Source organism: Gilliamella sp. B14448G11 (genome assembly GCF_016101765.1).
GTDB lineage: Bacteria > Pseudomonadota > Gammaproteobacteria > Enterobacterales > Orbaceae > Gilliamella > Gilliamella apicola_N.
Genome location: NZ_JACFPX010000010.1, coordinates 37,946 through 63,670 on the forward strand (window position 1 = coordinate 37,946; position 25,725 = coordinate 63,670).

Consider the following 25,725-nt stretch of genomic DNA (forward strand, 5'->3'; position numbering starts at 1 on the left):
CTATTTATTTAAATAAGTTACGGTGTTAACCGTAACTTTTTGGGCTTAACTAAAATTAAATTACTCGCGAAAACTGCTGTTGTCTTGCCATTTTACGCATATAAGTATCAAAACACATGCAGATATTGCGGATCAGCAGGTGACCTTTAAGGGGAACTTCAATTTTATCGCCATGAATGATGACCAATCCATCTTTCTGCAATGGCTGTAAAAGTGCTAAATCTTCGGCAAAATAATCGTCGAAATTAATATTGTATTGCTGTTCAATCATTTTCTTATCAAGATAAAAATGACAAATTAATTGTTTTATCACATCACGACGGATAAGGTCATCACGATCTAATGTGAAACCTTTCCATAAACCATTACCGATCTGTTCAACTTGTTGTTGATAGGTTTTAAGATCTTTTTGATTTTGCGCATAACTATCGCCTAACATGCTAATTGAAGAGACGCCTAATCCGAGCAAATCTGCATCGCCTTGTGTGGTATAACCTTGAAAGTTTCGATGCAATTTATTGTTCTGTTGAGCAAGAGCAAGTTCATCGGTAGGCTTAGCAAAATGATCCATACCAATATATTGATAGCCTGCTTGGGTTAGCTTTTCAATACTGGTTTGTAAAATCAATAATTTTTGCGCCGCATTGGGCAAATCGTTATCTTTTATTTTGCGTTGAGCTGCAAAGCGACTTGGTAAATGTGCATAATTGAACACACTTAAACGATCTGGCGAGATATCAATCACTTTATTGAGTGTTTCGGTAAAGCTGGCAACCGTTTGTTTGGGTAAACCATAAATTAGATCTAGGCTAATTGAATGAAAACGATTTTTGCGAGCTTGATCGATCAATGACCGAATTAAATTTTCGTCTTGTTCGCGATTAATCAGATTTTGGATCTCATGATTAAAATCCTGAATCCCCATACTTAAGCGATTAAACCCAACATTAGCTAAATGATCGATAGTTTGTGGCGTAATTTCACGAGGATCGATTTCAATTGACAGCTCGGCATTATCAGCAAAGTTAAAATGGGATTTTAGAGAGGTAATTAATCGGCTAATTTCTTGATCCGTTAAAAAGGTGGGGGTTCCTCCTCCCCAATGCATTTGTGTTACCACTCTGTTTTCAAAAAGTTTGGCGCGTTTTGCTATTTCAATATCTAAAATATCAAGGTATTTAGTGACTTTGTGTGTTTGACGTGTAATAAGTTTGTTACAACCACAAAAATAACAAAGTTTATGACAAAACGGAATGTGTACGTATAAGGATAATGGTTGAGTGGGGTAACGAGAAGTCGCGTTCAAAAAATCCTGTTCATTATAACTTTCATTAAATTCAAGTGCAGTGGGATACGAAGTATATCTTGGACCAGAATAGTTATATTTTTCAATTAAGGCCTGATCCCATAATTGTGTTTCAGTCATGCTTCTGTTTCCGTTTAAGTCTGTGTTTAGCGTTATTATATCCATGACTTATTAAAGTTGGTTTTCGCTTAGTTATACGTTTTGCTTTGGTTTTTGTTTTCAGTTTAATCTGGTTTGTTTTATGCAAATACAATAATGTGCAAATTAATAATCCAAAATATAAACTTAACATTATCAATATTGGCATTACTATTTGCTCGCTATTTGTTATAAATTATGATTTGAATAAGACATCCATTATTATCAACGTGTTTCAGGGATTTTTTATGACTCAATCCCTGACGTTACTGAAAAATTAATATTAGGCAAGCTAAAATCATTGCCTACTATTAATTACGTTTTAATAAACTCACAATATCTTCTTTCTGATCATCGAGATCTTCAAAATCATCGTCGGTATAACCCAATTCTTGCATCAGTTCATCAATTCGATTTAATTTGCTGTCCAAATAAGTTTGTTGCTCTTTAGTCAACTTGCCATTTTGTTCAACTAAATCGAGTAACATATCCAATTTAGGATCGTTTTCAAGTTGCTCTAATTCTTGTTGTGGTGAAAGAATCGTTTTTTTAGATTTAGGTTGTTTAACTACTTTAGTAGTATTGATATTTGTATCAACAACTAAAGCAATTGGTGTTTTACTGCCTATACGTGGATCTTTTACTGCTTTTTGAGTATTGTTATTTTTGTTATTATCTGTATTATTAAAGCGTGAACCACTAGGCAAACCTTTATGTTTGCGTTTACGTTTGAGTTCACGAGACTCTTCATTAATTTCTTGACGGCTTTTTTTGGGTTTTTGTTTCGATTTAGTTTTTAACATACTATCTCTGTTTTACACTTTGGTTAATCATTTATTCAACGTATTTTATCAGTAAGTCTAAAATATAGCTATGAGGAAGACACATTGTGAATTTGTGATTGTAAAATTACAGTTTTATGTATAATCTGAACCGAATATTCTAGAATCAAGTAATAGAGAAATAAACATGAATAATCCTTTGAGTCCTTATATGCAATTCAGCCGTAAAGAATGGGCAAGCTTGCGTAATTCGGAACCAATGACTTTAACACCAGAAGAACTCATTTCTTTACAGGGAATCAATGAAGATTTATCTATGGATGAAGTGAGTGAAATTTACTTACCTTTATCAAGATTGCTTAATTTCTACATTAGTAACAGTTTTAGTCGGCAGGTAGTATTATCCAAATTTTTAGGTAAAAGCCAAAAAATCCCTTATATAATTGGTATCGCTGGCAGTGTTGCAGTCGGTAAAAGTACTACAGCACGTGTATTACAGGCATTGTTAACTCGCTGGCCTGAACATAGAAAAGTAGCTTTAGTTACAACGGACGGTTTTTTATATCCGAATAAATGCCTTGAAGAGCGAGGCATTATGAATAAAAAAGGTTTTCCACAATCTTACAATCTTAAAAAGCTCATTAATTTTGTTGCCGATATAAAATCAGGACAAGCAGAAGTTAAAGCACCGGTTTATTCACATTTAGTTTATGATATTGTTGAAAATGAAGAGATCGTGATTGACAGCCCAGACATTTTAATTTTGGAAGGATTAAACGTATTACAAGGTGCGGTCAATTATACTCAAGCACATAATCGAGTCTTTGTTTCGGATTATGTCGATTTTTCAATATATGTTGATGCTGATTTATCTTTATTACATCAGTGGTATGTGAACCGTTTTTTAAAATTTAGAGCAGGGGCTTTCAGTGATCCTAATTCATACTTCAATCACTATTCTAAATTGCCAGAACAAGAGGCTATCAGTATTGCCAATCGCTTATGGCGCGATATAAACGAATTAAATTTAGTTGAAAACATTTTGCCAACTCGAGAAAGAGCCAGTTTAATTTTGACAAAAGGGGAAGATCATAAAGTAGATTATGTTCAATTAAGAAAATAAACTTAGGGGGTTCAATATGAAATCAGCAATAGGGTTATTAAGTAAATTAAGCATTATCACTTTAGTTACAGCGTTTTCAGTAAATAGTTATGCATCAAGTAATGATACACGTGAAGAATTAACTTGCAATGCTAAAAAGCAAGCAATCGAAACAAAAATAGAACAAGCTAAAAAAGCCAATAATACTTTTGAAGTAACAGGGCTTGAAAAAGCACTTCAACAAGTTAATACCAATTGTTCCGATGAAACATTGGAGCAAAAATATAAAAGATTGGTGGATGAAAAAAGCAAAAATGTTTCTGACAAAACCAAAGAATTAGCCGAAAAAACGAAAGAGTATGAAAAAGATGGTGTTGATGCAAATCAAGATAAAATTGATGCATTAAAATCTAAATTACAAGATGCAGAAAAAGAACTTTCTGAAGCAAAAAATAACCTAGCGGATTATTATGAAAAAGCTAAAACTAAATAATTTGAATTTATTAATTTTGTCCTAATTAAAAAGATAGATTCACACGCTAAATAATATTGAAATTTATTTAATCAATATTGACCTCAAGTAGTTATTTAGCTATTTGAGGCCATCTTTTTTATGCAATTTAACTAAAATTCTGGCAAATATATTTTCATTTCAGTTAGATTATTTTTGTAAAAATGATTTATAATCCTTAAATATTAATTAATATATTAAGTATAATCATTTAGAAAGAAATATAATGGAACATGTTTCTAAAATTCGTCAATGTATAAAAGTTGCTACTCAAGGTTTTATTGGACGTGAACAACTAGCGGAACTGATCATACTCGCAGCTATTGCCCAAGAACATTTATTAGTCATCGGACCGCCAGGTACAGCAAAAAGTGCTGTAGTAAGGAGAATGGCTAAAATCATGAATGGTAACTATTTTGAATATCTATTAGGCCGTTTTACAGAACCGTCCGAACTGTTTGGAACCGTAAATCTAAAAAAACTTCGTGAAGGGACGGTTGAAACCGATACTCAAGGAATGTTACCTGAAGCAGAAATTGCTTTTTTAGATGAAGTATTTTTAGGATCAACTGCCATTTTAAATACTTTACTTGGCATATTAAATGAACGTAAATTTAGACGTGGACATACTCAAATAAGTTGCCCATTAAAAATCTGCATAGGGGCATCAAATTCACTTCCTCAAGATGAAGATCTGGTTGCTTTTGCTGATCGTTTTTTAATTCACCTTTTTATTGATCCCGTAACGGATAATTTTATTGAAGATATGTTAGTGGGTGGATGGCAAGCTGAATTTACTGATGTTGATTCATTGAGTTCATTAACTGAACTTTCAGCAATAAGTGACAATCTTAAAAATGTTAATTTAGATAACATTATTTCTTTTTACGCAGATGCTATTCGGTTACTTAGACAAAATGGAATCATTTTATCCGACAGGCGAGTAGTAAAAACATTAAAACTTATTGCTGCTGCTGCGTTAATAAATGGTCGATTTGAAGCTCAAAAACAAGATATCTGGCCTTTATATTACGTATTACCTACTTTAGATATGCAACAACGCGGACAAGAAATCTTAAATGATTTTTTTACACTCTCAAATAATTCTCAATTGTTTTATGCAACTGAATTTGCCACACAACAACCGAATGCACGTCTGCAACGCCTAATTGAACAGGCTAATAACTGCCTAAATAATGGTGGTGTTCGAATTGAACATGTGTTACGTGAAATCGATGCTAATTACACCATCGATACTCTACCTGAGCCATTAAAGCAGTTAAGAACACAATTAATTAAATTGATTGTCTAATATGAACAACAAGATTGTTATTAACTGGCATTGGCAACCCAATGATGATGAAGCAATAACCCCTATCGCGGTTGTTGCTTGGCATGAAACGGTTAAACACTTACTTACTCATCTTTCAAAAAATTTAGATAAATTCGATTTAACTAAATTTCAATTTATCAAAGGTAACCATTTTATTATCATCATCGGTCCGTCCTCTCAATTACCTTGGGTTGATGGTGTGCAATATGCTATGGTTGACAACCAGACACCTTTACTTTGGCTACCATGTCATGCCAAACCCTCCGTTCCTTCTTTACTTCTAGCCGATGCTATAGCGAATAAATTTGAGCATAAGCATGTCCTGTTATGGGATCGTCCGCAGGCTATCATTCCATTAAGTTTTAGCTGGCCTTTAACTAAAGAGTTTATTCAATATGCCTTATAAACCACTACCCAAACCATTTCAAGCTTGGCAACATTGGTTATCAAGGTTTGATGAGAACTTACAACCGATTATTGCTGATTTACTTTTGCAATTTAATCTTTTTATAGGTTCAATCAGCGAAAGTCGATGCAGTAAACAACTATCATCAGATTCAAGCGATTTGCAAAAGCGAGGAAAATATGAACATTTGTTAACAACTGAATGGTTAATTGCTCAAGAAGAACCTGATGAATTTATTCGCCGAGCAGCCAATAATGAGCATCTTTTTTTAACGCCAGCATATGAAAAACCAAAAGCGAATGGAGTGATTATCGCTTTGTTTGATTGTGGATTACTACAATTGGGTATGCCTCGTGTGGCACATCTAATTTTGATGATATTATTTGATATCCGTGCTCATAACCTTAATAGCCAATTTTATTGGGGCATCTTACAATCTAACTCAGAATTGATTTTATTTTCAGGTATTGAAGACCTAAAGTTATTATTAAAAAATCGTACTATGAATTGCCTCGATACTAAACATCTTGATTATTGGAAAGATTATTTAAAACAGTCAGAATTACTTTATGATGAGTGCTGGATAATTGGGAATAATTTTTCAAAAGTTAATTTTGCTACGCATAAAATATCGATAAATAGATTAATAGGTAAATTTACAAACTTATCCGTTGATATGACTAATAACAAAATATCAAACCATTTTGAGTTAAAATTACCCAATGAAGTTATTTGCGCAAAGATGTTATCTGGACTATTTGAGTCTGGTAGTAATTACGCTGTTATTAATGAACAATCGTATCTTCCTTTAAATGCCAACTTACATCTTGATATTTCACCTAATAGTAACCACGTTTTAGTATTTAATAGTGAAAATAACAAAATTTGTTTTATTACTATTAATGATATCTTGTCTCAAAGACAGGTATGTCGTGTCAAAAATTATTCTTTAAAATCTCATGTACTGGGTTTAGATATTCAAGGAAAACATATCGTAGCCTTGTATCAAGAAAATCAAAAATATTATTTATGGGGATCAGATATCCCAAAAAGAGAGCTATCGGAAGAGATCAACATTAACGCTATCAATCAATTATCTTATTTTCTATATCTATATGGCGATCATAATCCAAAACTGCTATACATAGACGATCATCAATCACTTTATTCTGTGTATTGGATAAATTATTATGGTGATATCCTCAATTCTCAACGTGAAATTGCCAAAAATGTAATAGCATTGTTCAAACTGAGTGAAAAACAGGCCTGTTATATTTACCAAGATGATCAAGAACAGTTTTGCATTACAGGTTATGCATTAAATAATTTATTCTATTATTTAAGCATTAAAAAAATTAATGAAAATTTGCAATATTTTATTTCATCCGAAAATTTATGGTTGACTGGATTCGGTCATTTAGCTGTTGGTTTTGAGCATCAATGGCAAGTATTTGTTGATGAAAACAGCTATGTTGAAGTAACAACCCCCTTAGAATGGCAGGTTTTTGGTTTTTTCTATGATAATCATGAAGATAAAATTAATTTTTTAATAATTGATAAAGATAAAAAACAAGTAGCATTGTTTGATTATCTCAATCATAAAATTGATGTTTGTTTCAAATCATCATATAAAATTGTTCTCTATCATTATAACTCATTGGCTCAATCGTTTTCAGTTATTATGGATAACGGGGAATTGATTTTATATTCTTTGAAAACACAATCAATAAGATTGAAATTGCATAAAGCTGATTAATGATATGAAAGAAAAAGCTTTTTTTATCCCAGAACCAACCTTAAAAGGCGTTCAAAACGTAGCGGGAATATGGTTTCCAACGCAGTGGTTTGATCGCGAGCAGCGTCAACGTCTTTTAATAAAATCATGGTTTTTAGGATGCTCAATTTATCAATTTGAACATGGTGATTTACTTAAATTTCCATCGGCAAAAACGGTGAATTGTGATACTTTACTTGGTTGGCCATTAATTTTAGATAACGGGATCCTCAGTTCTATGCAACTCCCCAAAAAACTGAGTTGCAAAATAATTAACTATGATTTGGTCATTGTTATGGGTAATGATATTCAATGTTATCGTTGTGAAGATGCCAACAATATCGATCCCGCTAATTGGGTTGATCTTAGTGAATATCAATTGTATGAAACCAATCGTTATTTAATAAATATTGTCCATAATGAACTACCAGAATTCAGTTTAGAGAGCCGATCTTTTGAACAAATATTTGATGGCAAAATACCTGTGCCAAGTCCTCGAAAATTACAATTTATTGATAGTAATGAGATAACTAATCAAGATAAAGAAATTGATGAACAAAATAATCATTTGTCTCAAGAAAAACTCATTAAAAAAAGTCATATTATTTTAGCAGTAGTTATTCCTTCAATATTGCTGATAGCATTGTATGTTATTTATTCTCTAAAAATATCTTCATTTAATACTTCACTTGGTAAAAATCTCTATAAAATATTTATTTTTATAATAGTAAGCTTTTTTCATGTGAGTATTTTTGTTATTTTTATTAAAACCATAAAAATGCTAAATCGAATCTTTTCGGAAGAAAAAAAAGAAGATTTAGTTGATGGCATGTTAAAAAAATCATTTTCTTACAGTATTAATGCCAATGAGTTACCACAAGTTAATCACTCATCTTTGTCATCTCCCTCTCAGCATAAAAAAAAATCACTGCTTAACAGCCATTCTTTTTTATCATTATTTTCAAAATATAGTCATTTGTTTTCTTTTCGACAGAGTAACTACATTGAAACAATGATTAAAAAGTTTGAGAAAGGTGATTTGTTAAATGCCTTGCGTTACGCTCTTCCGATCAATGATGAGAAAAATTCAATCGAAAAAACCTATGGTACACCCAAACCACGAAATAAACTGTCGATAAGTGATTGTGTTTATGGCGATTCATCCTCAATTTATCTTGATTCTGAAAAGCTTAAATACCTGAAAAAACTATATCGACAAAGCTTTGAGACGTTAGCCAAACAAAATAAAATAGAAGAAGCGGTTTTTGTTCTAGTAGAACTGCTCAATCATTTAGAAGAAGGAATAGAATTTTTAGAACAACACAACCGATATAAACAAGCCATGGAGTTAGCAATTGCAAGGAATGCTAAAACTCAGTTATGTATAAAACTTTGTTGTTTGGCAAATGAATGGAATACAGCGGTTATGTTAGCCAGACGCGATAATGCTTTTGAAGCTGTAATTTTGATGCTTGAAAAACAACACTTTGAAATAGCCAATAAATTAAAACTTTACTGGGCTAAGACTTTAGCCGAAAAAGCAGATTGGTTAGCTGCAATTGATGTCATTTGGTCACTCTCGGAATATCGTTATCTTGCTGAACAGTGGTTTAATAACATGGATATATACGATGCTAAAGCGATCGTAAAGCGTCTTATTTTAATACCTAATTCGATAATAAAACTTGAAAGAACTTTGATCGAGATAAAAACTGAACAAGCTCATTATCGAGTAAGATTAGATCTGGCTAATGAAATTTTAAAAAATCAGCAAAATATTCAAAAATTGCAAGGTTTATTACGAATGATGATCAACGAGATAATTGTTGATGCCATTACTTATCCTAATGAGTTAACTAAAGCTAAAATTGCAAAATTAATTACTCTTACTGAAGATAGAACATTACAGATAGATCTGCCTATCTCCTCGTTAAAACTGGTTAGGCATAAATCTTTATTAATGCAATATCATTTGGATCATTATCAGAGTCCGCAAAAAGGCCATAGAGCGATTTATGACATGATCCCGCTAATCAATAATCAATATTTGCTTGCATTAGGTGAAGCAGGGATTATAAGAGTGGATAATAAAGGCAAGCAACTTGAGCATTTTATGATTGTTGCCGATAAGTTTGTCGTATCTTCGAATCGATTGCAAATTTTAGCTTTGGCTAAACAAGATAATTACTACCGCATTCATAAACTTGATTTAAGTACCAAGAAAACAATCGATCTAGGCGTTGTTAACTTCCAATTATGCTGCTTTGAGTTTGATGGTATAAATTGGGCTATCATTAGAAATAATTGCCTTGAACTTATTGATATTAGTAATAAATTATCTGTGGTACGGCGAATCGATCTTTATCCTAATGTGATAAATAAGTTGGTGATTAAAAATCATGAAATAATGGTTTTAACCCACAACGCTGAGAAAAAAGATGAAATTTTGTATTATTGTTTACCTGACTATAGTTTAACAAAACGATTGGAAATTGATGGGTATTATGACAGGTTAATAATGGGTAATAATCACAAGATCTTAAAAGTTGAATATATTGAATCGACTAAACGCGTGCAATTTAAATATCACTATAACCATGATTTCGAGTTTCAATTACAAATCGAGAAAAAACAATTTGATAATTTAATTATATTATCTACAGGCGAACTTATAGCATTAATCATTCAACGAATAAATGAAACAGGTTATGAAATTAATCTTTTTAATCCCTATACTAATCGCAAACATATAACGATTGATTGGCAATCATCAACAATTGTGTCGTGTTCTTCTATCGGTAATGAATATTATTTTTTTGATAAACAAGGTAGAGTGATGCACATAAACATTACTGAAAATAAAGTAACTTCTTTTTCTTTATAAAAATTCATTAGACAGTTAATTTTTTAAAGAAATATTGGCTAGTTTTTACAGTTAACTATTTCATTCGTTCACAAGTCATATGTTTAATCACAAGGGTTAAGAACGATATTCTAGACTTTTTTTGTAAAAAAGAGTAATGTGTGCGGTTTGTCTCGTGGTTCGTGAACCTCCCACGCTAAAAAACTAAGGAAAATTATGAGTAACGTTACATTATTAGGCGATCAGTCTGTTCGCTATCCAACAACCTATAGTCCAGAAATTCTGGAAACTTTTGATAATAAACATCCCGGTAATGATTATTTTGTTAAATTTAATTGTCCGGAATTTACCAGTCTTTGTCCTATTACTGGGCAACCTGATTTTGCCACAATTTATATTTCTTATGTGCCTAACATCAAAATGGTTGAAAGCAAATCTCTTAAGCTGTACTTGTTTAGCTTTCGTAATCATGGTGATTACCATGAAGATTGCATCAATATCATTATGAAAGATCTGATCAAATTAATGGATCCTAAATACATTGAAGTGTGGGGTAAATTCACACCACGTGGAGGTATTTCAATTGATCCTTATGCCAATTATGGTAAAGCTGATACTCGGTGGGAGCAAATTGCGCTCAATCGTTTAGCGAATCATGATCTTTATCCTGAAAAAGTCGATAATCGCTAATTTGTTCAATCTGACAGGAATTTTTTAATGAAAAATCGTAAAGCACTCGTGATATTTTCTGGCGGGCAAGATTCGACTACGTGTTTATTACAAGCCATTGCCGATTATGGACTTGAAAATGTTGAAACTATCAGCTTCCAATATGGTCAACGTCATAGTATTGAATTAGATAAAGCTAAATGGATTGCTGAAGATTTAGGTGTCAAGCAAACCGTAATTGATACATCAGTTATTAAACAGACGACCAATAACGCTTTGATTGACGATTCACAAGAAATTAAAGCTGCACAAGATGGCGATTATCCAAATACGTTTGTCGATGGTCGTAATATGCTGTTTTTATTGTTAGCTGGTTGTTATGCCAAACAGCAAGATATTCAAGATATTATTATCGGCGTATGTGAAACAGATTTTAGTGGTTATCCAGATTGTCGTGATATTTTTATTAAATCCATGAATGTATCTATGAATTTAGCGATGGATTATGCGTTTAATATTAAAACCCCGTTGATGTATCTTACTAAAGCTCAAACATGGGAAATGGCTGATAAATTGGGTTATCTTGATTATGTTCGTCAAAATACTCATACCTGTTATTACGGTGTAGAAGGGGGATGCGGTAAATGTCCAAGTTGTATGCTGCGTGATAAAGGTCTACAAGAATATCTGGCCAAAACTTAAAAAATATTTATCTGGGTTCTCTCACCCCATTAAAAAAGGAAACAAATATGTATTTGAACGTTCATTCACAATTGATTGAAAAACAATTTACTCGACAGCAAAAGCATAAAGCACTAGGCTGGTTAGCTTTTTTTCATATTATTGTTATTGCTTCCAGTAACTATTTGGTGCAAATTCCATTTGATATTTTTGGATTTCATACTACTTGGGGAGCCTTTACATTTCCATTTATTTTTTTAACCACTGATTTAACTATCCGTATTTTTGGTGCCAGTTTGGCAAGAAAAATTATCTTTGTGGTTATGATTCCCGCTTTACTGTTTTCATATCTGATTTCGGTTCTATTTTTCGAAACCCACTGGGTAGGTTGGTCAGCATTGACCCAATTTAATAGTTTTGTTTTTCGCATAGCATTAGCCAGTTTTGCAGCTTATTTAGTTGGGCAATTAATGGATATTACTGTTTTTAACTATTTAAGAAAAAATCAATTTTGGTGGGTGGCACCCTCAGCTTCAGCAATCTTTGGTAATGGTATTGATACTATTGTCTTTTTTGCTATTGCCTTTTACAAAAGTAGTGATGAATTTATGGCTAATCATTGGGGTGAAATTTCGTTAATGGATTATAGTTTTAAAATTTTAATTTGTGGTTTATTCTTTTTACCATTATATGGAATTATTTTGAATTTTATCTTAAAAAAATTAACTGTAAAAAAGTAATAAATCAGCCAGCTTTTGCTTAATAATTCTGAAATCATCTAACATTTAGAACTTATTGATAACACAATATGTTCTAAATGTCAGTAATACTACTTTCCAATAAACCCAGATCAACGATTCTTTCAAAAATTTGATTGCTTACCTAAAAATTCAATTTGTTTGTAAAGATATTTTGCTAAACGTTTGGTGACAGTGCATAATATTGACCAAAAATAGTCACAACATTTAGTGAAATAAAAGGAATTGGGTGAAATAATGAGATTAACTAAACACTTAGCTATGTTGGGTTTGTTTTTAACGCTATGTGCACAAGCAAAAAACAACGAGCTAACGACAAATATAACCGCTAATCAAAAAAATAGCACAACTCAAAACTCGAGTGTTAATTCGCAATTGCATAATGTATTTAATCCAACACCAGAATTAATCGAAAAATATAAAGATAAAAAACTTGAAATTCTTGATTGTTCGGAGATGATTATTGATGGATCAAGTACTTTAGTCGTGACTTTTTCTGTTCCACTTCTTCCTAAATTAAATTTTTCAAATTTACTGAGATTAGTTGACAAGGAAACGGGTGTTGTCGATGGTGACTGGGAGTTGTCTGATAATGGTTTGGAATTAAGACATCGTTATCTTGCACCAAATCGTAAATTAGATTTAACCATTGATAAAATGTTAACGGCGATTAATAACAAGAGTTTACAATCAGTTTATGAAAAAGAATTAACCACTCGGGATCGTCAGCCATTAGTAAATTTTGCAAGTACTGGATTATTATTACCGAGTCAGTCCATGAGTGGATTACCTGTGACGACATTGAACATTAATAAGGTCGACATAAACTTTTTTAAAATTAAGCCAGAAAAACTAAGTGATTTCTTTGATAAATTTGGCTTTATTAATATGCTATATGCTTGGCGCTCTGAAGAACTCAATAGTTATGCTGATTTAGTTTACTCGTCACGTTTTGATCTTAATCCTAAACCTAATGCCCAAGAAACTGTTTTAGTCAATCTTTCTAAAATTAGTGAACTTAAACAAGAAGGTGTTTATGTTGCGGTGATGAATGAAGCCGGAACTTACAATGAATCAAATCCAGCAACCCTATTTTCAATAAGTAATATTGGTGTTTCAGTTCATAACTACAACAACCATAGATTTTCGGTTATGGCTCATGGTTTAGATAATGGTAAACCTCTTGCAAATATCGAAATATCTTGTCGTTATGTAACAATAAAAGACGACGATTGTAGTGTTTCGGAAAAAACAGATAAAGATGGTTATGCTGAATTTTCTATGAATACCCATGATGACAATTGGATATTGCTAGCCAATGATGGAAAACAAACTTCATTTATATATGTAGATCGAAATGCCCTTAATTTGACTGAATTCGATTTATCAGGTACACCTTATTCTCATGCACAATTATTTGTTTTTGGTCCACGAGATCTTTATCGTCCAGATGAAACCGTCTATTTTAATGCATTATTGCGTGATGCGGATGGGCAACCATTGACTGATCAACCAATTATTGCCGATGCGATTTCAACTGATGGGCGTGTAGTTAAAAATTTTCAATTAAAAAGCAGTGCTAATACCAATGGTTTATATCAGGCAAATTTTGTCATTCCATCTGATGCGGCAACAGGTAAATGGTCAATTCGTTTTAATTTAGGTGATGATATTTATCGTTATTGGTATTTCAACGTGGAAGAATTTTTGCCAGAACGTATGGCGATGGAAATAACCAGTTCGTCAGACGGTCCAATATTAAACGATGAAGATGTTAACTTTGATATCAAAGGTTGGTATTTGTATGGTGCACCAGCATCAGATAATCGCCTAAACGCTAATGTTTATTTAAAGAAAGTTGACTCCATTACCGGATTAGCCGATTTCAAAATTGGTTCAGTGACAGATGGTAGTCTTTATAGTGAACTTGGTTCTTTTGAAGAAACATTAGATAATGATGGCTTAACCCAGCTTCATATTAAAAGGAGTAATTGGGCAAATTTACGTTCTCCAGTGAAAGTAGTTTTACAAGCGAGTTTACTCGATTCAGGAGGTAGACCGGTTACACGTTATGCAACTCAAACCATTTGGCCTGCTAATCAAGTACCAGCTATCCGAGCATTGATTGGCGATTCACCTTATTATGATTGGAATACTGATAATTATTATGAGCGTCCTACCGTTGATATAGGGACTAATGCGGAATTTGAAATTGCTTATGTTGATCTAGACGGTAACAAACTGGCGACAAACTCCTTAAAAACAAGATTGATTCGTGAACGTCGTGAATATTATTGGACTTGGTCAAGTGAAGATGGCTGGCAACTTAATCATAATTCCAGTGAGATTGTTATTTCGGAAGATCAGCTATCAATTGAAAAGGATAGTACGACTAAAATAAGCTATTTAACCAGTGATTATGGATCTTATCGTGTTGAAGTGATCGATGACGAGTCTAAAGTAGTGACAAGCTTTCGCTTTTGGTCAGGTTATGATTGGGAGGATAATACACGTGGTACGAAATCAGTACGTCCCGATCAAGTTAAGTTAAGTATTGATAAACCATTTTATAATGTCGGTGATGTGGCTAAAGTCAACGTTCAAGCCCCAGTTGCAGGCTCTGGTTATATCTCTCTTGAAACGAATGATGGTATCATTTGGAAAAAAGCAATTACTGTTGGCGAAAAAGGTTTAGATGTCGATATACCAATTAAAGATTGGGGCAGACATGATATTTATATTAATGCCATGATAATCCGTCCATCAACTAATGCTGCCGTACAAACAGTAAAACGAGCAATTGGTTTACTTTATTTACCTACTGATACAACAAATCGCCATTTAAATATTTCAATAAATGCACCAAAACAAGTGAAACCAGAAAGTACTGTGCCAATTAAAATCAAAATGGATGAAAAATTTATCCAAAAAGATAAAAAAGTCACAGTGTTAGTTTCAGCTGTTGATTCTGGTGTATTAAATATTACTGATTATGTTACGCCAGATCCTTATGCTGGATTTTTAGGGCGTAAACGTTATGATGTCGATATTTTTGATGTTTATGGTAAGTTAATTGAGGCTTCAGGGCGTAATGTTAACATGAGTTTTGGTGGTGATGCGATGGGCGCTGGCGGAAAAAAACCGTCTAATGAAGTTCTTATTGTTGCTCAACAATTGAAAACCATTCAGTTAAATGACCAAGGTGAGGGTGTTATTGATTTACCATTACCTAATTTTAATGGTGAATTGCGCATCATGGCGCAAGCATGGGATGACAATCGTTTTGGTAAAGCAGAAAAAACGATGAAAGTTGCCGCTCCTGTTATTGCTGAATTAACAACTCCGCGCTTTTTATCTGGAGGAGATCAAGCAGTATTAGCATTAGATCTTCATAATTTGACTGATACGACTCAAAATATGCAAGTTGAGGTATCAACCACAGGGTTAATTCATCAAAATGATGTAAAATCTATTCCCGTCAGACTTGATAGCAAACAAAAAAATATTATTCAAATTCCTGTTGTCGCAGATTATGGTTATGGTAAAGGTACTATAAATATAGATGTGAAAGGGATTGTTATTGATGATAATTCAGATTTTGATATTCATCGTTCATGGGCTATCGGCGTAAGACCAGCCTATGCTGCAACTACAAGATATTTTGAAGTAGTGTTAGATGAAAAGAACAGTTGGAAATTACCTGACGAAGCGTTAATGGGACTGATTGAAAATACCATTGAAGGGCAATTGGTTATCTCTAATCAACCACCACTGAATATCGCTCAATATATTAAAAGTTTATTTGCCTATCCTTATGGCTGTTTAGAACAGACAACCAGTGGCTTATTCCCATCTTTATATGCTAACAGTGAACAGCTTGCACAGTTAGGTATTAAAACGGATTCTGATGATAAGCGCCGAGAAAAAATTCAAAAAGGCATTTCACGAATTTTATCAATGCAACGTAGTAATGGTAGTTTTGGTTTATGGAGTAATCATAGCGAAGAAGAACATTGGCTTACTGTTTATGCTACTGACTTTTTATTGCAAGCTAAAGAGCGAGGTTATCAGGTGAATGATAAAGCTCTTGATGCAGCAATGTCGCGTCTTGGTCAATATATTTATGATACTTCTGCATTTAATAATCTTTATTATGGGGATGAAAATGCACTTGAGTTTGAAAAACTCTCTATTAAAGCTTATGCGTTGATGATACTGTCTAAACAAAATAAGATTACCTCAGCGATGCGTAATGAGATTAATTATTTATCAGATAAGATCAGCAAGGATAAATCATTTATCTATAGTCCGTTACCTTTGGCTCAATTAGCCGTAAGCGCGAAGTTAAATGGTTTGACATCTGTTTATGATAAATTATTACCATTAATCTTCACTACTCCGTATAACTACAGTACATGGCGGGGTAATTATGGTACTGAGATTCGTGATCAAGCATTAATTTTATCGTTATTGATAGAAAACGACATGGACACAAAAAATCAAGCCAATTATTTAGTTAATTTATCAGAATTATTAAAAAATAAACGTTATTACTCAACTCAGGAGTTAAATTCATTATTTATTGCTGGTTGGTCATTAGAGCAACATAAAAAAGATGATAAATTTAAACTGGCAATAAATGATAGTATTGTTGATGTTAATTCAGTCTATTCTCATTCCTATAATTATGAAGTTTTAAGTCAAGGGTTATCTATCAATAATTCAGAACATGATAGACCACTTTATGCTAAATTTTCGCTTTCTGGGTATGGAAAAACGCCACCGGCACCAACATCGAAAGATGGTTTCTTCAATATTACTCGAACCTATTACGATCTACATGGCAATGAAATAAATCCATCCCAATTAGAAGTGGGTTCCATGATGGTTGTGATTTTAGATGTAACATCAAAAGAACCTGTTCATGATGCATTGATTGTTGATTACTTACCAGCTGGGTTAGAACTTGAAAATCAGAATCTTTCAAATAGTAGCGTGAATTTATCATCAATTCCTGGTGTATCTGATTTATTGAAAGATGATGATGTAAGTCAACTTAAATATCAGGAATTTAGAGATGATAGATATGTTGCTGCTGTTAATATCCAAAATTATAAGGAACGCCAAAAATATCATAAACGTGTTGCTTATTTAGTTAGAGCGGTAACAACTGGTAATTACATGATTCCTTATCCTTATGTTGAATCTATGTACCGTCCTGATCGTTTTGCAATCGGACAATCACCAGATTTGATGACGATATCTGTTCCTAATAAAGAAAGTAATTAATCAAGAGATAGTAAAAATTTCAATACTATCACTAAGATTAACTTCATTGACTATTCCGCCAATAGCGTTGGCGGAATTTTTATTTTTTTAAAATTGTGTTGGATAATCGAATATCAATAATGAAAAAGTTCTTTTATAAATTATTTCTTTTTTTATTATTATTATCAGTTTTGTTAGTCGGCAGTTTTTTTGTCTTGGATTATTTTTTTCCATTATCTATTTCGCGAAATAAAACAACACAAACCGTTGTTGCTCAAGATGAAACTCCTTTATGGCGATTTGCTGATGAAAAGGGTATTTGGCGTTATTCGGTAAGCCTTGATGAAGTTCCTGATTATTATCTTGATGTGTTATTAAATTATGAGGATCGTTATTTTTATAATCATATTGGTATTAACCCGATGTCGTTATTTCGAGCTGCTTGGCAAAACTTATCCAATAATAAAATTATTTCAGGAGGTAGTACCATTTCAATGCAGGTGGCTAGGTTACTCTCTCCTCATGATCGAACAATTATCGGTAAATTAAAACAAATCTTTCGGACTTTTCAACTTGAACTACATTATAGTAAAGAAGAGATTTTAACTTTATATATTAATCATGCGCCTTACGGAGGCACAATTGAGGGTATTGGAGCCGCTAGTTGGTCTTATTTTGGTAAACAACCTAAAGCATTAACTCGAAGTGAAGCGGTATTATTGGCGGTATTGCCTCAAGCACCGAGTCGATTAAGACCAGATCGATTTCCTGAAAGAGCTAAGCAAGCTCGTGACAAAGTATTAGATAGACTTGCTCAATATGATGTTTGGCCAAAAGAGTTGATTGAACAAGTTCGACGTGATGAAGTTTGGGTTTATCCACGAAAAGCACCACAGTTAGCACCATTATTGGCTTATCGTTTAAAACAGCAATATCCTAATGATAATATTATTCATTCCACTATTGATGTTTCTATTCAATATATTTTAGAAGATCTTGCTATTAATCGAAAAAAACAGCTCCCGCCTAAAACATCATTAGCAATTTTAGTGGTAGATCATGATGATATGACGGTTAAAGGATATGTTGGTTCTGCTGACTTTAATGATAAAGAGCGTTTTGGTCAAGTCGATATGATTAGAGCGTTACGCTCTCCTGGTTCTACACTCAAGCCTTTCATTTATGCCTTTGCTATTGATGACGGTATGATTCATTCTGAATCGTTACTACAAGATGTTCCGCGTATTACTACCGATTATCGACCAACTAATTTTGATGAGGGTTTTCATGGACCTGTTAGTGCCTCTGATGCATTAAGTAAATCATTGAATTTACCGGCAGTTCAATTAATTGAGTTATATGGTCCAAAAAGGTTTGCAGGAAAACTTGCAGGTATTGGTTTACCTTTATCCTCTATTGCAAATGATCCGAATATTTCCTATATATTAGGTGGAGCTTCACTTAGAATGGATAACCTTGTTAGTGCATACAGTGCATTTGCAAGGCACGGGGATGTGAGCCCCTTACGATATACTCAATCTGATCCTTTAATTAATAAACCCTTTATCTCTGATGGTAGTGCATGGATAACACGGCAAATGTTAATTAATAGCAATTTATTAGCTTATAAAACAGGAACCAGTTATGGTTATCGCGATGCTTGGGCTGTTGGTATAAATCCTCGATATTTAATAGGCATTTGGGTAGGGCGCCCTGATGGTACGCCTGTTGTTGGGCAGTATGGTTCAATGTCTGCAACTCCAATTTTACAACAAGTAAATTCAATATTATTAAATAGAGAAAACCGCTTAAATCATCCTCTCCTCACTTATGAGAAACCTGAATCAGTCTCAAGCGCCCAAATTTGTTGGCCATCAGGGCAGCCACTTCCTGAATCTGATGCTAATTGTCATCGTCAAAAAACAGCATGGGTATTAAATAATATGTTGCCACCAACATTAAGCACCTACAGTGAATTAAAAAATAATATTTACCGTTCAGGTTGGATAAATATTTGGGTAAATGATCGCGGTGAGCGTGTAGCAGCTGATTGTATAGGAGCACAAAAAAAACAGATAGCTTTGTGGCCAATTTCATTAGAAAATTGGTTGTTAACTAAAGAAAGACGACAATCTTTACTGCCCCCAATTGATAAAAAATGTCCTGTAATGGGTAAAGATATTTTTGCCTCACTTAATATTGTTGGTTTACGGGATAAACAACTCGTTAGAGCATTACCAGGCAATAATCAAGTCACGATTGATTTAATTCCTGAAGGTGGATTTGGTGAAAAATGGTGGTTTTTAGATGGTACTTTAGTGGCTAATTCAAAGGATAATGAAAAAGTCGCTTTAACTGTGACTAAAAATGGAAAACATCGTTTACTGGTATTAGATGAAAGTGGACAAATTGTCCGAATAAATTTTATGTCAGATTAATAAAGGAACATTAACATGGCGATTGAACAAACTCTCAGCATTATTAAACCTGATGCGGTAAAAAAACAGATTATTGGCGAAATTCAAACAAGAATTCACCAAGCTAAACTCGATATTATTGCTATGAAAATGGTGAGGTTAACAAAAGAACAAGCTGAAGGTTTTTATGCTGAGCATCAAGACAAGTCCTTTTTTGCTAATTTGGTAAAATTTATGATGTCTGGACCAATTGTTGTTCAAGTTTTACAAGGTGAAAATGCCATTGAACGCTACCGACAACTGATGGGACCCACTGATCTATCTAAAGCAGCTGCAGGGACTTTAAGAGCCGATTTTGCGAATAGTGTGAGAGAAAACGCCGTGCATGGTTCCGATTCTTTAGCATCAGCAGAACGTGAAATTGCTTATTTTTTTGTTGATAGTGAGATATTTCGTTAGGTGATTATTATTTAACAAAGAGTTATAAAACTTATGAAAATTACCTATAAACAATTAACGAGTGCAGTGGAACAAAAATTATTGACTCATCAGCAGGCAGAACAATTATGGCTGTTTTTCCAAGAACAGAATAAACATCTGCCTAGCTTTCAATTTACGCATATATTGTATTATCTAGGAGGTTTGATTGCGATAGGTGCGATGTCACTATTTATGACTTTAGGTTGGGAGCATTTAGGCGGTATTGGTTTATTGTGTATTAGTGCGATTTATGCCATCACTGCACTTTGCACTGCACAATTTTTATTAAAACGTTATCATCTGATCATTCCAGCGAATATATTAACAACGTTAGTGATTGTATTAACGCCTTTAGGGGTTTATGGACTTGAAAATGCTATAGGCGTTTGGGATAACCATTATGATTACAGAGATTATCATCGATATATTGACTTTCGGTGGTTATTTATGGAGTTAGCGACAGTATTGGTTGCTGTTTGTCTAATTCTTCGATATCGATCTTCTTTTTTATTTATGCCACTAGCATTTACACTCTGGTATATGAGTATGGATCTTACACCTTATTTAGTTCATTTATTGGGTTATGCAACAAAAAACGATGTTAATTATTCGGATTATTTTAATGTGCGTCAACAAGTATCGCTATGGTTTGGATTATTGGTTGTTGTGGTGGCCTTTCTTATTGATATAAAGAATAAAAGTGATAAAGATTTGTCATTTTGGATCTATTTATTTGGCGTTCTCACTTTTTGGGGCGCATTAAGTTCAATGGAATCAGACAGTGAGTTAAATAAATTTTTCTATTTCTGTGTTAATTTACTCATGATACTAATAGGGGTAATAATCGTTAGAAGAGTTTTTGTTATTTTTGGCGGTTTAGGAATAACGGGATATTTAAGTTATTTATCCTATCACGTGTTTGAAGACAGCCTACTGTTTCCTTTTGCCTTAACAATAATAGGTTTATCTATTATTGTGGCGGGTATTTTTTGGCAACGTCACGAAAAAGCAATAAACATTTACTTATTGCAATCTGTGCCGCCAGGATTAAGAAAATATCTTGAATTTAAACATCATTAATGTGTTTGTTCACTGAGCCTAACTCGCTATATTAATCCACATTTTATACTATATTATGGATACATGGTTAGTGTGAAATAATATAGTGTAGTCATGCGTAAATTCGTTCCTTTTGATCGCGTACAACCTTATCAATTTGAATCTCAATCTCTAACCATATTCCAGCAATATTATTGAAATGGGTGGGGATTCGCTCTTACCAATACATCTGTTGATTTCAACAATATGTTTTTTTAATCGTTAATTTTTTAAAGACCAGATTTTTTTAATGCAAGGTCTGATTATTATCATTTTTAATGTGTTACTGAAAAGAGTGTATTCTCTAGGCCGTAACAATCTTATAAAGCAAGTTCAATTCTCTTAATATAACTTTTAGTTATAACTATGTAATGATTTATTATTTATTTATTTCATTTTTTTGTTGATAGACTTTAGCGGTACCTAATATAACTTTTAATGAGGTTTTGAATGAAATTTCTTACTAAATCGCTAATAACGATTGCTTTTCTCGGCACATTATTAAGCACCAATTCTGCTTTTGCCGATCGTTTAGATGATATCGAAAAACGGGGCGAAATTAAAATAGCTGTATTTGATAGCAACCCACCTTTTGGTTTTATTGACGAAACAACCAATAAAATTGTAGGTCTTGATGTAGATTATGCCAATGCAATTGCCAAAGAATTAAATGTCAAAGTTGAATTAGTACCAACTAATCCTGCGAATCGTATTCCATTATTAACCTCAAAAAAAGCGGATTTAATTGTGGCAAACTTTACGGTTACCGATGAAAGAGCAAAAACAGTCGATTTCAGTTTGCCGTATTTTGCTACCGGTCAAAAATTTATTGCTAAAAAGGGCGTACTTAAAACAGCCGATGATCTGAAAAATTTGCGGATCGGCGCTGACAAGGGTACCGTGATGGAAATTACGCTTCGTGAAAAGTATCCAACTGCAAAAGTGATCTCTTATGATGATACGCCATTTGCGTTTGCTGCATTACGTAATGGTGTGGTGCAAGCGATTACTCAAGATGATGCTAAATTAATTGGCTTACTCGCCAATGTACCAGAAGAACAGCATGAAAACTTCGAAATTTCACCCTTTAGTATCACACAAGAATATCAAGCGGTTGGTATCCCTAAAGGAGAAACACGCTTAATAGACAAAGTGAACCAAATATTATTAAAACTCGAAACCAATGGTGAAGCATTGACGATTTATAATCGTTGGTTCGGTCCTAACACTAAATCTGCAATGCCCCGCGGTGTTTTTAAAATAGGGTCGGCTCAATAAATTATGTTAGAGCAATTACTTGAAGTCCGCTATTTATGGTGGTTATGGGATGGTTTTTTAGTAACCTTAGCTATCTCACTACTTACTATCATTTTTTCTACGTTTTTAGGTTTTTTATTGGTTATTGCTCAGCAAAGTGGGATCAAATTGATTAAAAGTATGGTGGTAGGGTATAACGCAATTTTTCGTTATTCTCCATTATTGCCACAACTGTTTTTTTGGTATTTTGGTATTGGTAACTTATTACCCGATGAATTTAAAATTTGGCTATTTGACGAGCCACAAATTCAATTATGGTTTTTGACACTGAAAATGCCATCATTCGAATTTATCATTGGTTTTATTGGATTGACTTGTTATTCCAGTGCTTTTATTGCCGAAGAATTTAGAGCAGGGATTGCTGGTGTGAGTATAGGGCAACAACAAGCATCATTGGCATTAGGATTAACTTGGTGGCAAAGTATGCGTTTTATTATTTTACCTCAGAGCTTTTGTATTGCCTTTACGCCTCTTATTGGTCAATACATGAATATCGTTAAAAATTCATCGTTAACGATGGCCATAGGGGTGTTAGAGCTATCTTATGTTTCAAGGCAAGTTGAAACCGAATCATTAAAAACTTTTCAAGATTTTGCTGTTGCAACGTTTTTATATATTTTGGCTATTGTAATTATTGGCACGTTAGGCAATATTTATCAAACCAAACGATTCCCTACGGGTAGGATGTAATTACTTATTATGGAATTTAAAGGTCTAGAAGTTATCTATAATAACCTAAGTTATATGATGTGGGGTAACTTTCCGGGTGGGATATTTTTAACATTATTAATGAGTTTAGCAGCAATTGTATTTTCATCTTTTATGGGGATCTTAGCTGGTGTTGGCTTAACGGTTAGTAAAGGGCTTGTTCGTTCCTTATTTATTGGTGTGCTAGGCTTTTTAAGAGCTATTCCAGTGATCATGCTCATATTTTGGACTTACTTTTTATTGCCTGTGTTACTAAATGTAGACGTGCCTGCAATTACAACGGTAGTTTTTGCATTATCTGTTATTGGTGCTGCCTATATTGGGCACTCAGTACATGCAGGGATGATTGCTGTATCGAAAGATCAATGGCAAGCTGCATTTTCACTAGGATTATCTAAAACTCAAGTCATTATCTACATTATTTTACCGCAAGCTCTAAAAATGATGATGCCATCGTTTGTTAATCAATGGGTATCGTTGATTAAAGATACCTCCTTGGCTTATGTTGTTGGTGTCGCTGAATTTACCTTTATTGCCACGCAAATTAATAATCGTAGTATGGTTTATCCGACCGAAATATTTTTATTTGTTATCGTTGTTTATTTTATCATTTGTTTATCTCTGGATATTGTTGTATCGTTTTTTGCAAAAAAATGTTGGTTTAGTACAAAATAATCGAGCATCTATGATTTTGTTTGATAAATTTGTTTATTAATTGATTATATTATTAAGGTTCTTTTAAGGTTTAAGCGTTAAATTGTTAATAATTTTAATTAATCTGGTAATTGTTCAATGTGGCATGATTTAAATACTCAAATTTTTCTATTAATTAATGCGTCAGAGCAAGCATCGAAATCATTTATTAGCTTTGCTATTTTTTGTGCAAAATATTTGGTTTATGTCCCAATTATTGTTATGAGTATTTGTTGGTTTATTTATCCTATTTATCGGCAACTCATGTTAAAAATGGTGATAGGTTTATGTATCGCATTATTGATTACTTTTATTATTCGTCATCTATTTTATTCTCCACGGCCATTTACAATAGATGTTGGAACAAATTATTTGTTTCATGATAAAACAAGCTCGTTACCAAGCCAACATGCGGTTTTTGTATGGACTTTATTTTTTACTGCCTTTTTTAATAAAGCACAGAGAACTAAAACAATCTTATACGTATTGTTGATAGTTGCATTATTAGTTAGTTGGAGCCGTATCTATCTGGGAGTTCATTGGCCATTAGATATTTTTATTGGATTTATCGTAAGCATTATATCCTCATTGATAGTTAAAAAATGTTGGATGAGTATAAGTAAATTGATTAATCGATAGTTATCTTATGGATTGTAATTAACTGCGCTGTGTAGCAAAGACAAACATATAATAAGTCATCACCTATCGACTTTATTATAAAATACCGATTAGAGTAAATGATAATGAAAATACTTATTGTTGAAGATGATAGCTTACTACAAAAAGGTCTGTATGATGGTATTACCTCCAATGGTTATGTGTGTGAGCTAGCATCAACAGGTAAGCAGGCCGAACAGTATATCCAATTTGGGCAATTTAGTCTGATTATTCTTGATTTAGGTTTGCCTGATTGTGATGGCTTAGAATTACTGACACGCTGGCGAAAAAAGCAAATTGATGCGCCTGTTCTTATTCTTACCGCACGTGATACCGTTGAGGATAGAGTAGAGGGTTTAGATTTAGGTGCTGATGACTATTTAATAAAACCTTTTGCTTTAACAGAATTGTTAGCCAGAGTGCGGGCATTAATTCGTCGTAATCAAGGTACCGCTGATAATCTGATTAGCTATGGACCTATTACTATTGATATCAAACAGCAAAAAGTAACTGTCAATAATCAAGAAATAGTATTAACGCCAAAAGAGTTTATCGTTTTATCCCGATTGATGTTAAAAGCAGGTGAAAAAGTGCATCGTGATTTACTGCAAAACGATCTCTACGATTGGCAAAGTGATCCAAGCTCAAACGTCCTAGAAGTTTACATTCATGGATTACGCAATAAACTCGGAAAAAATTGTATTCGAACTGTTCGTGGCTATGGCTATCAACTTAACATTGATTGTTAATTAATACTACTAACT

20 protein-coding genes and 1 riboswitch are annotated in these 25,725 nt (G+C 33.2%); of the genes, 18 read left to right on the forward strand and 2 right to left on the reverse strand.

The features are described 5' to 3' along the window. Positions 1-55: 55 nt before the first annotated feature. Together hemN and yihI are read right to left on the reverse strand one after the other, a co-directional pair. Positions 56-1,426 (reverse strand): oxygen-independent coproporphyrinogen III oxidase, encoded by a 1,371-nt coding sequence (hemN, locus tag H3S88_RS08115; RefSeq protein ID WP_198226644.1) that lies wholly within the window; start codon positions 1,424-1,426, stop codon positions 56-58. Positions 1,427-1,755: 329 nt separating this feature from the next. After that, a complete protein-coding gene (gene yihI, locus H3S88_RS08120; RefSeq protein WP_198226646.1) occupies positions 1,756-2,247 on the reverse strand; it encodes a Der GTPase-activating protein YihI in 492 nt (163 codons plus the stop codon). A 166-nt stretch (positions 2,248-2,413) separates the two neighbouring features. Between yihI and coaA the strand changes: the two genes are divergently transcribed. The 18 genes from coaA (at position 2,414) to pmrA (ending at position 25,710) form a co-directional block, all read left to right on the forward strand. Beyond that, positions 2,414-3,349, forward strand: a complete 936-nt coding sequence (gene coaA, locus H3S88_RS08125) for a type I pantothenate kinase (protein WP_198226648.1) — start codon at positions 2,414-2,416, stop codon at positions 3,347-3,349. A gap of 16 nt (positions 3,350-3,365) precedes the next feature. Next, positions 3,366-3,821, forward strand: a complete 456-nt coding sequence (locus tag H3S88_RS08130) for a DUF1090 family protein (RefSeq protein ID WP_198226650.1) — start codon at positions 3,366-3,368, stop codon at positions 3,819-3,821. Positions 3,822-4,065: 244 nt separating this feature from the next. Further along, positions 4,066-5,151, forward strand: a complete 1,086-nt coding sequence (locus H3S88_RS08135; RefSeq protein ID WP_198226652.1) for an AAA family ATPase — start codon at positions 4,066-4,068, stop codon at positions 5,149-5,151. Position 5,152: 1 nt separating this feature from the next. Further along, a complete protein-coding gene (locus H3S88_RS08140) occupies positions 5,153-5,578 on the forward strand; it encodes a hypothetical protein (protein ID WP_144092285.1) in 426 nt (141 codons plus the stop codon). After that, on the forward strand, positions 5,568-7,334 hold the full coding sequence (locus H3S88_RS08145) for a hypothetical protein (protein WP_198226654.1): 1,767 nt from the start codon (positions 5,568-5,570) through the stop codon (positions 7,332-7,334). Before H3S88_RS08140 ends, H3S88_RS08145 begins: the two co-directional genes overlap by 11 nt. Before the next feature lie 4 nt (positions 7,335-7,338). Then, positions 7,339-10,236, forward strand: coding sequence for a bpX6 domain-containing protein (locus tag H3S88_RS08150; RefSeq protein ID WP_198226656.1), 2,898 nt, complete (start codon positions 7,339-7,341; stop codon positions 10,234-10,236). A 148-nt stretch (positions 10,237-10,384) separates the two neighbouring features. Next, a riboswitch (PreQ1 riboswitch) is annotated at positions 10,385-10,429 on the forward strand. A gap of 2 nt (positions 10,430-10,431) precedes the next feature. Then, the gene (gene queF / locus H3S88_RS08155) at positions 10,432-10,905 is read left to right on the forward strand and encodes a preQ(1) synthase (RefSeq protein ID WP_039126153.1); all 474 of its coding nucleotides are present in this window, start codon (positions 10,432-10,434) and stop codon (positions 10,903-10,905) included. Between the two features lie 27 nt (positions 10,906-10,932). After that, a complete protein-coding gene (queC, locus tag H3S88_RS08160) occupies positions 10,933-11,586 on the forward strand; it encodes a 7-cyano-7-deazaguanine synthase QueC (RefSeq protein ID WP_039126151.1) in 654 nt (217 codons plus the stop codon). A gap of 47 nt (positions 11,587-11,633) precedes the next feature. Next, positions 11,634-12,305 (forward strand): 7-cyano-7-deazaguanine/7-aminomethyl-7-deazaguanine transporter, encoded by a 672-nt coding sequence (locus tag H3S88_RS08165; protein ID WP_198226658.1) that lies wholly within the window; start codon positions 11,634-11,636, stop codon positions 12,303-12,305. A 255-nt stretch (positions 12,306-12,560) separates the two neighbouring features. Then, entirely contained in the window at positions 12,561-17,612 is a 5,052-nt protein-coding gene (locus tag H3S88_RS08170) for an alpha-2-macroglobulin (RefSeq protein ID WP_198226660.1), read from the forward strand. 119 nt (positions 17,613-17,731) lie between these two features. Next, positions 17,732-20,029 carry a penicillin-binding protein 1C gene (gene pbpC / locus H3S88_RS08175; RefSeq protein ID WP_198226662.1) on the forward strand — a complete coding sequence of 766 codons (2,298 nt, stop codon included), beginning with the start codon at positions 17,732-17,734 and terminating at the stop codon, positions 20,027-20,029. Positions 20,030-20,044: 15 nt separating this feature from the next. Continuing rightward, a complete protein-coding gene (gene ndk, locus H3S88_RS08180; protein WP_198226664.1) occupies positions 20,045-20,467 on the forward strand; it encodes a nucleoside-diphosphate kinase in 423 nt (140 codons plus the stop codon). 33 nt (positions 20,468-20,500) lie between these two features. Further along, a complete protein-coding gene (locus tag H3S88_RS08185; protein ID WP_198226666.1) occupies positions 20,501-21,568 on the forward strand; it encodes a hypothetical protein in 1,068 nt (355 codons plus the stop codon). Positions 21,569-22,036: 468 nt separating this feature from the next. Continuing rightward, on the forward strand, positions 22,037-22,864 hold the full coding sequence (locus tag H3S88_RS08190) for an ABC transporter substrate-binding protein (protein WP_198226668.1): 828 nt from the start codon (positions 22,037-22,039) through the stop codon (positions 22,862-22,864). A 3-nt stretch (positions 22,865-22,867) separates the two neighbouring features. Continuing rightward, positions 22,868-23,593 carry an amino acid ABC transporter permease gene (locus tag H3S88_RS08195; protein ID WP_198226670.1) on the forward strand — a complete coding sequence of 242 codons (726 nt, stop codon included), beginning with the start codon at positions 22,868-22,870 and terminating at the stop codon, positions 23,591-23,593. A gap of 9 nt (positions 23,594-23,602) precedes the next feature. Then, a complete protein-coding gene (locus tag H3S88_RS08200) occupies positions 23,603-24,286 on the forward strand; it encodes an amino acid ABC transporter permease (protein WP_198226672.1) in 684 nt (227 codons plus the stop codon). 117 nt (positions 24,287-24,403) lie between these two features. Continuing rightward, the gene (locus H3S88_RS08205) at positions 24,404-24,943 is read left to right on the forward strand and encodes a phosphatase PAP2 family protein (protein WP_198226674.1); all 540 of its coding nucleotides are present in this window, start codon (positions 24,404-24,406) and stop codon (positions 24,941-24,943) included. 104 nt (positions 24,944-25,047) lie between these two features. After that, positions 25,048-25,710: a two-component system response regulator PmrA gene (gene pmrA, locus H3S88_RS08210; protein WP_039126139.1), complete on the forward strand. Its 663-nt coding sequence runs from the start codon at positions 25,048-25,050 to the stop codon at positions 25,708-25,710. The last annotated feature ends 15 nt before the right edge of the window (positions 25,711-25,725 follow it).

Bases quoted from the DNA above. Each gene is read 5' to 3' on its own strand.
- H3S88_RS08135 (WP_198226652.1), top strand. From the start codon at position 4,066: ATGGAACATGTTTCTAAAATTCGTCAATGTATAAAAGTTGCTACTCAA.
- H3S88_RS08170 (WP_198226660.1), top strand. From the start codon at position 12,561: ATGAGATTAACTAAACACTTAGCTATGTTGGGTTTGTTTTTAACGCTA.
- coaA (WP_198226648.1), top strand. From the start codon at position 2,414: ATGAATAATCCTTTGAGTCCTTATATGCAATTCAGCCGTAAAGAATGG.
- H3S88_RS08185 (WP_198226666.1), top strand. From the start codon at position 20,501: ATGAAAATTACCTATAAACAATTAACGAGTGCAGTGGAACAAAAATTA.
- H3S88_RS08205 (WP_198226674.1), top strand. From the start codon at position 24,404: ATGTGGCATGATTTAAATACTCAAATTTTTCTATTAATTAATGCGTCA.
- H3S88_RS08140 (WP_144092285.1), top strand. From the start codon at position 5,153: ATGAACAACAAGATTGTTATTAACTGGCATTGGCAACCCAATGATGAT.
- yihI (WP_198226646.1), bottom strand. From the start codon at position 2,247: ATGTTAAAAACTAAATCGAAACAAAAACCCAAAAAAAGCCGTCAAGAA.
- queC (WP_039126151.1), top strand. From the start codon at position 10,933: ATGAAAAATCGTAAAGCACTCGTGATATTTTCTGGCGGGCAAGATTCG.
- queF (WP_039126153.1), top strand. From the start codon at position 10,432: ATGAGTAACGTTACATTATTAGGCGATCAGTCTGTTCGCTATCCAACA.
- pbpC (WP_198226662.1), top strand. From the start codon at position 17,732: ATGAAAAAGTTCTTTTATAAATTATTTCTTTTTTTATTATTATTATCA.
- H3S88_RS08195 (WP_198226670.1), top strand. From the start codon at position 22,868: ATGTTAGAGCAATTACTTGAAGTCCGCTATTTATGGTGGTTATGGGAT.
- hemN (WP_198226644.1), bottom strand. From the start codon at position 1,426: ATGACTGAAACACAATTATGGGATCAGGCCTTAATTGAAAAATATAAC.
- H3S88_RS08200 (WP_198226672.1), top strand. From the start codon at position 23,603: ATGGAATTTAAAGGTCTAGAAGTTATCTATAATAACCTAAGTTATATG.
- ndk (WP_198226664.1), top strand. From the start codon at position 20,045: ATGGCGATTGAACAAACTCTCAGCATTATTAAACCTGATGCGGTAAAA.
- pmrA (WP_039126139.1), top strand. From the start codon at position 25,048: ATGAAAATACTTATTGTTGAAGATGATAGCTTACTACAAAAAGGTCTG.
- H3S88_RS08150 (WP_198226656.1), top strand. From the start codon at position 7,339: ATGAAAGAAAAAGCTTTTTTTATCCCAGAACCAACCTTAAAAGGCGTT.
- H3S88_RS08165 (WP_198226658.1), top strand. From the start codon at position 11,634: ATGTATTTGAACGTTCATTCACAATTGATTGAAAAACAATTTACTCGA.
- H3S88_RS08130 (WP_198226650.1), top strand. From the start codon at position 3,366: ATGAAATCAGCAATAGGGTTATTAAGTAAATTAAGCATTATCACTTTA.
- H3S88_RS08190 (WP_198226668.1), top strand. From the start codon at position 22,037: ATGAAATTTCTTACTAAATCGCTAATAACGATTGCTTTTCTCGGCACA.
- H3S88_RS08145 (WP_198226654.1), top strand. From the start codon at position 5,568: ATGCCTTATAAACCACTACCCAAACCATTTCAAGCTTGGCAACATTGG.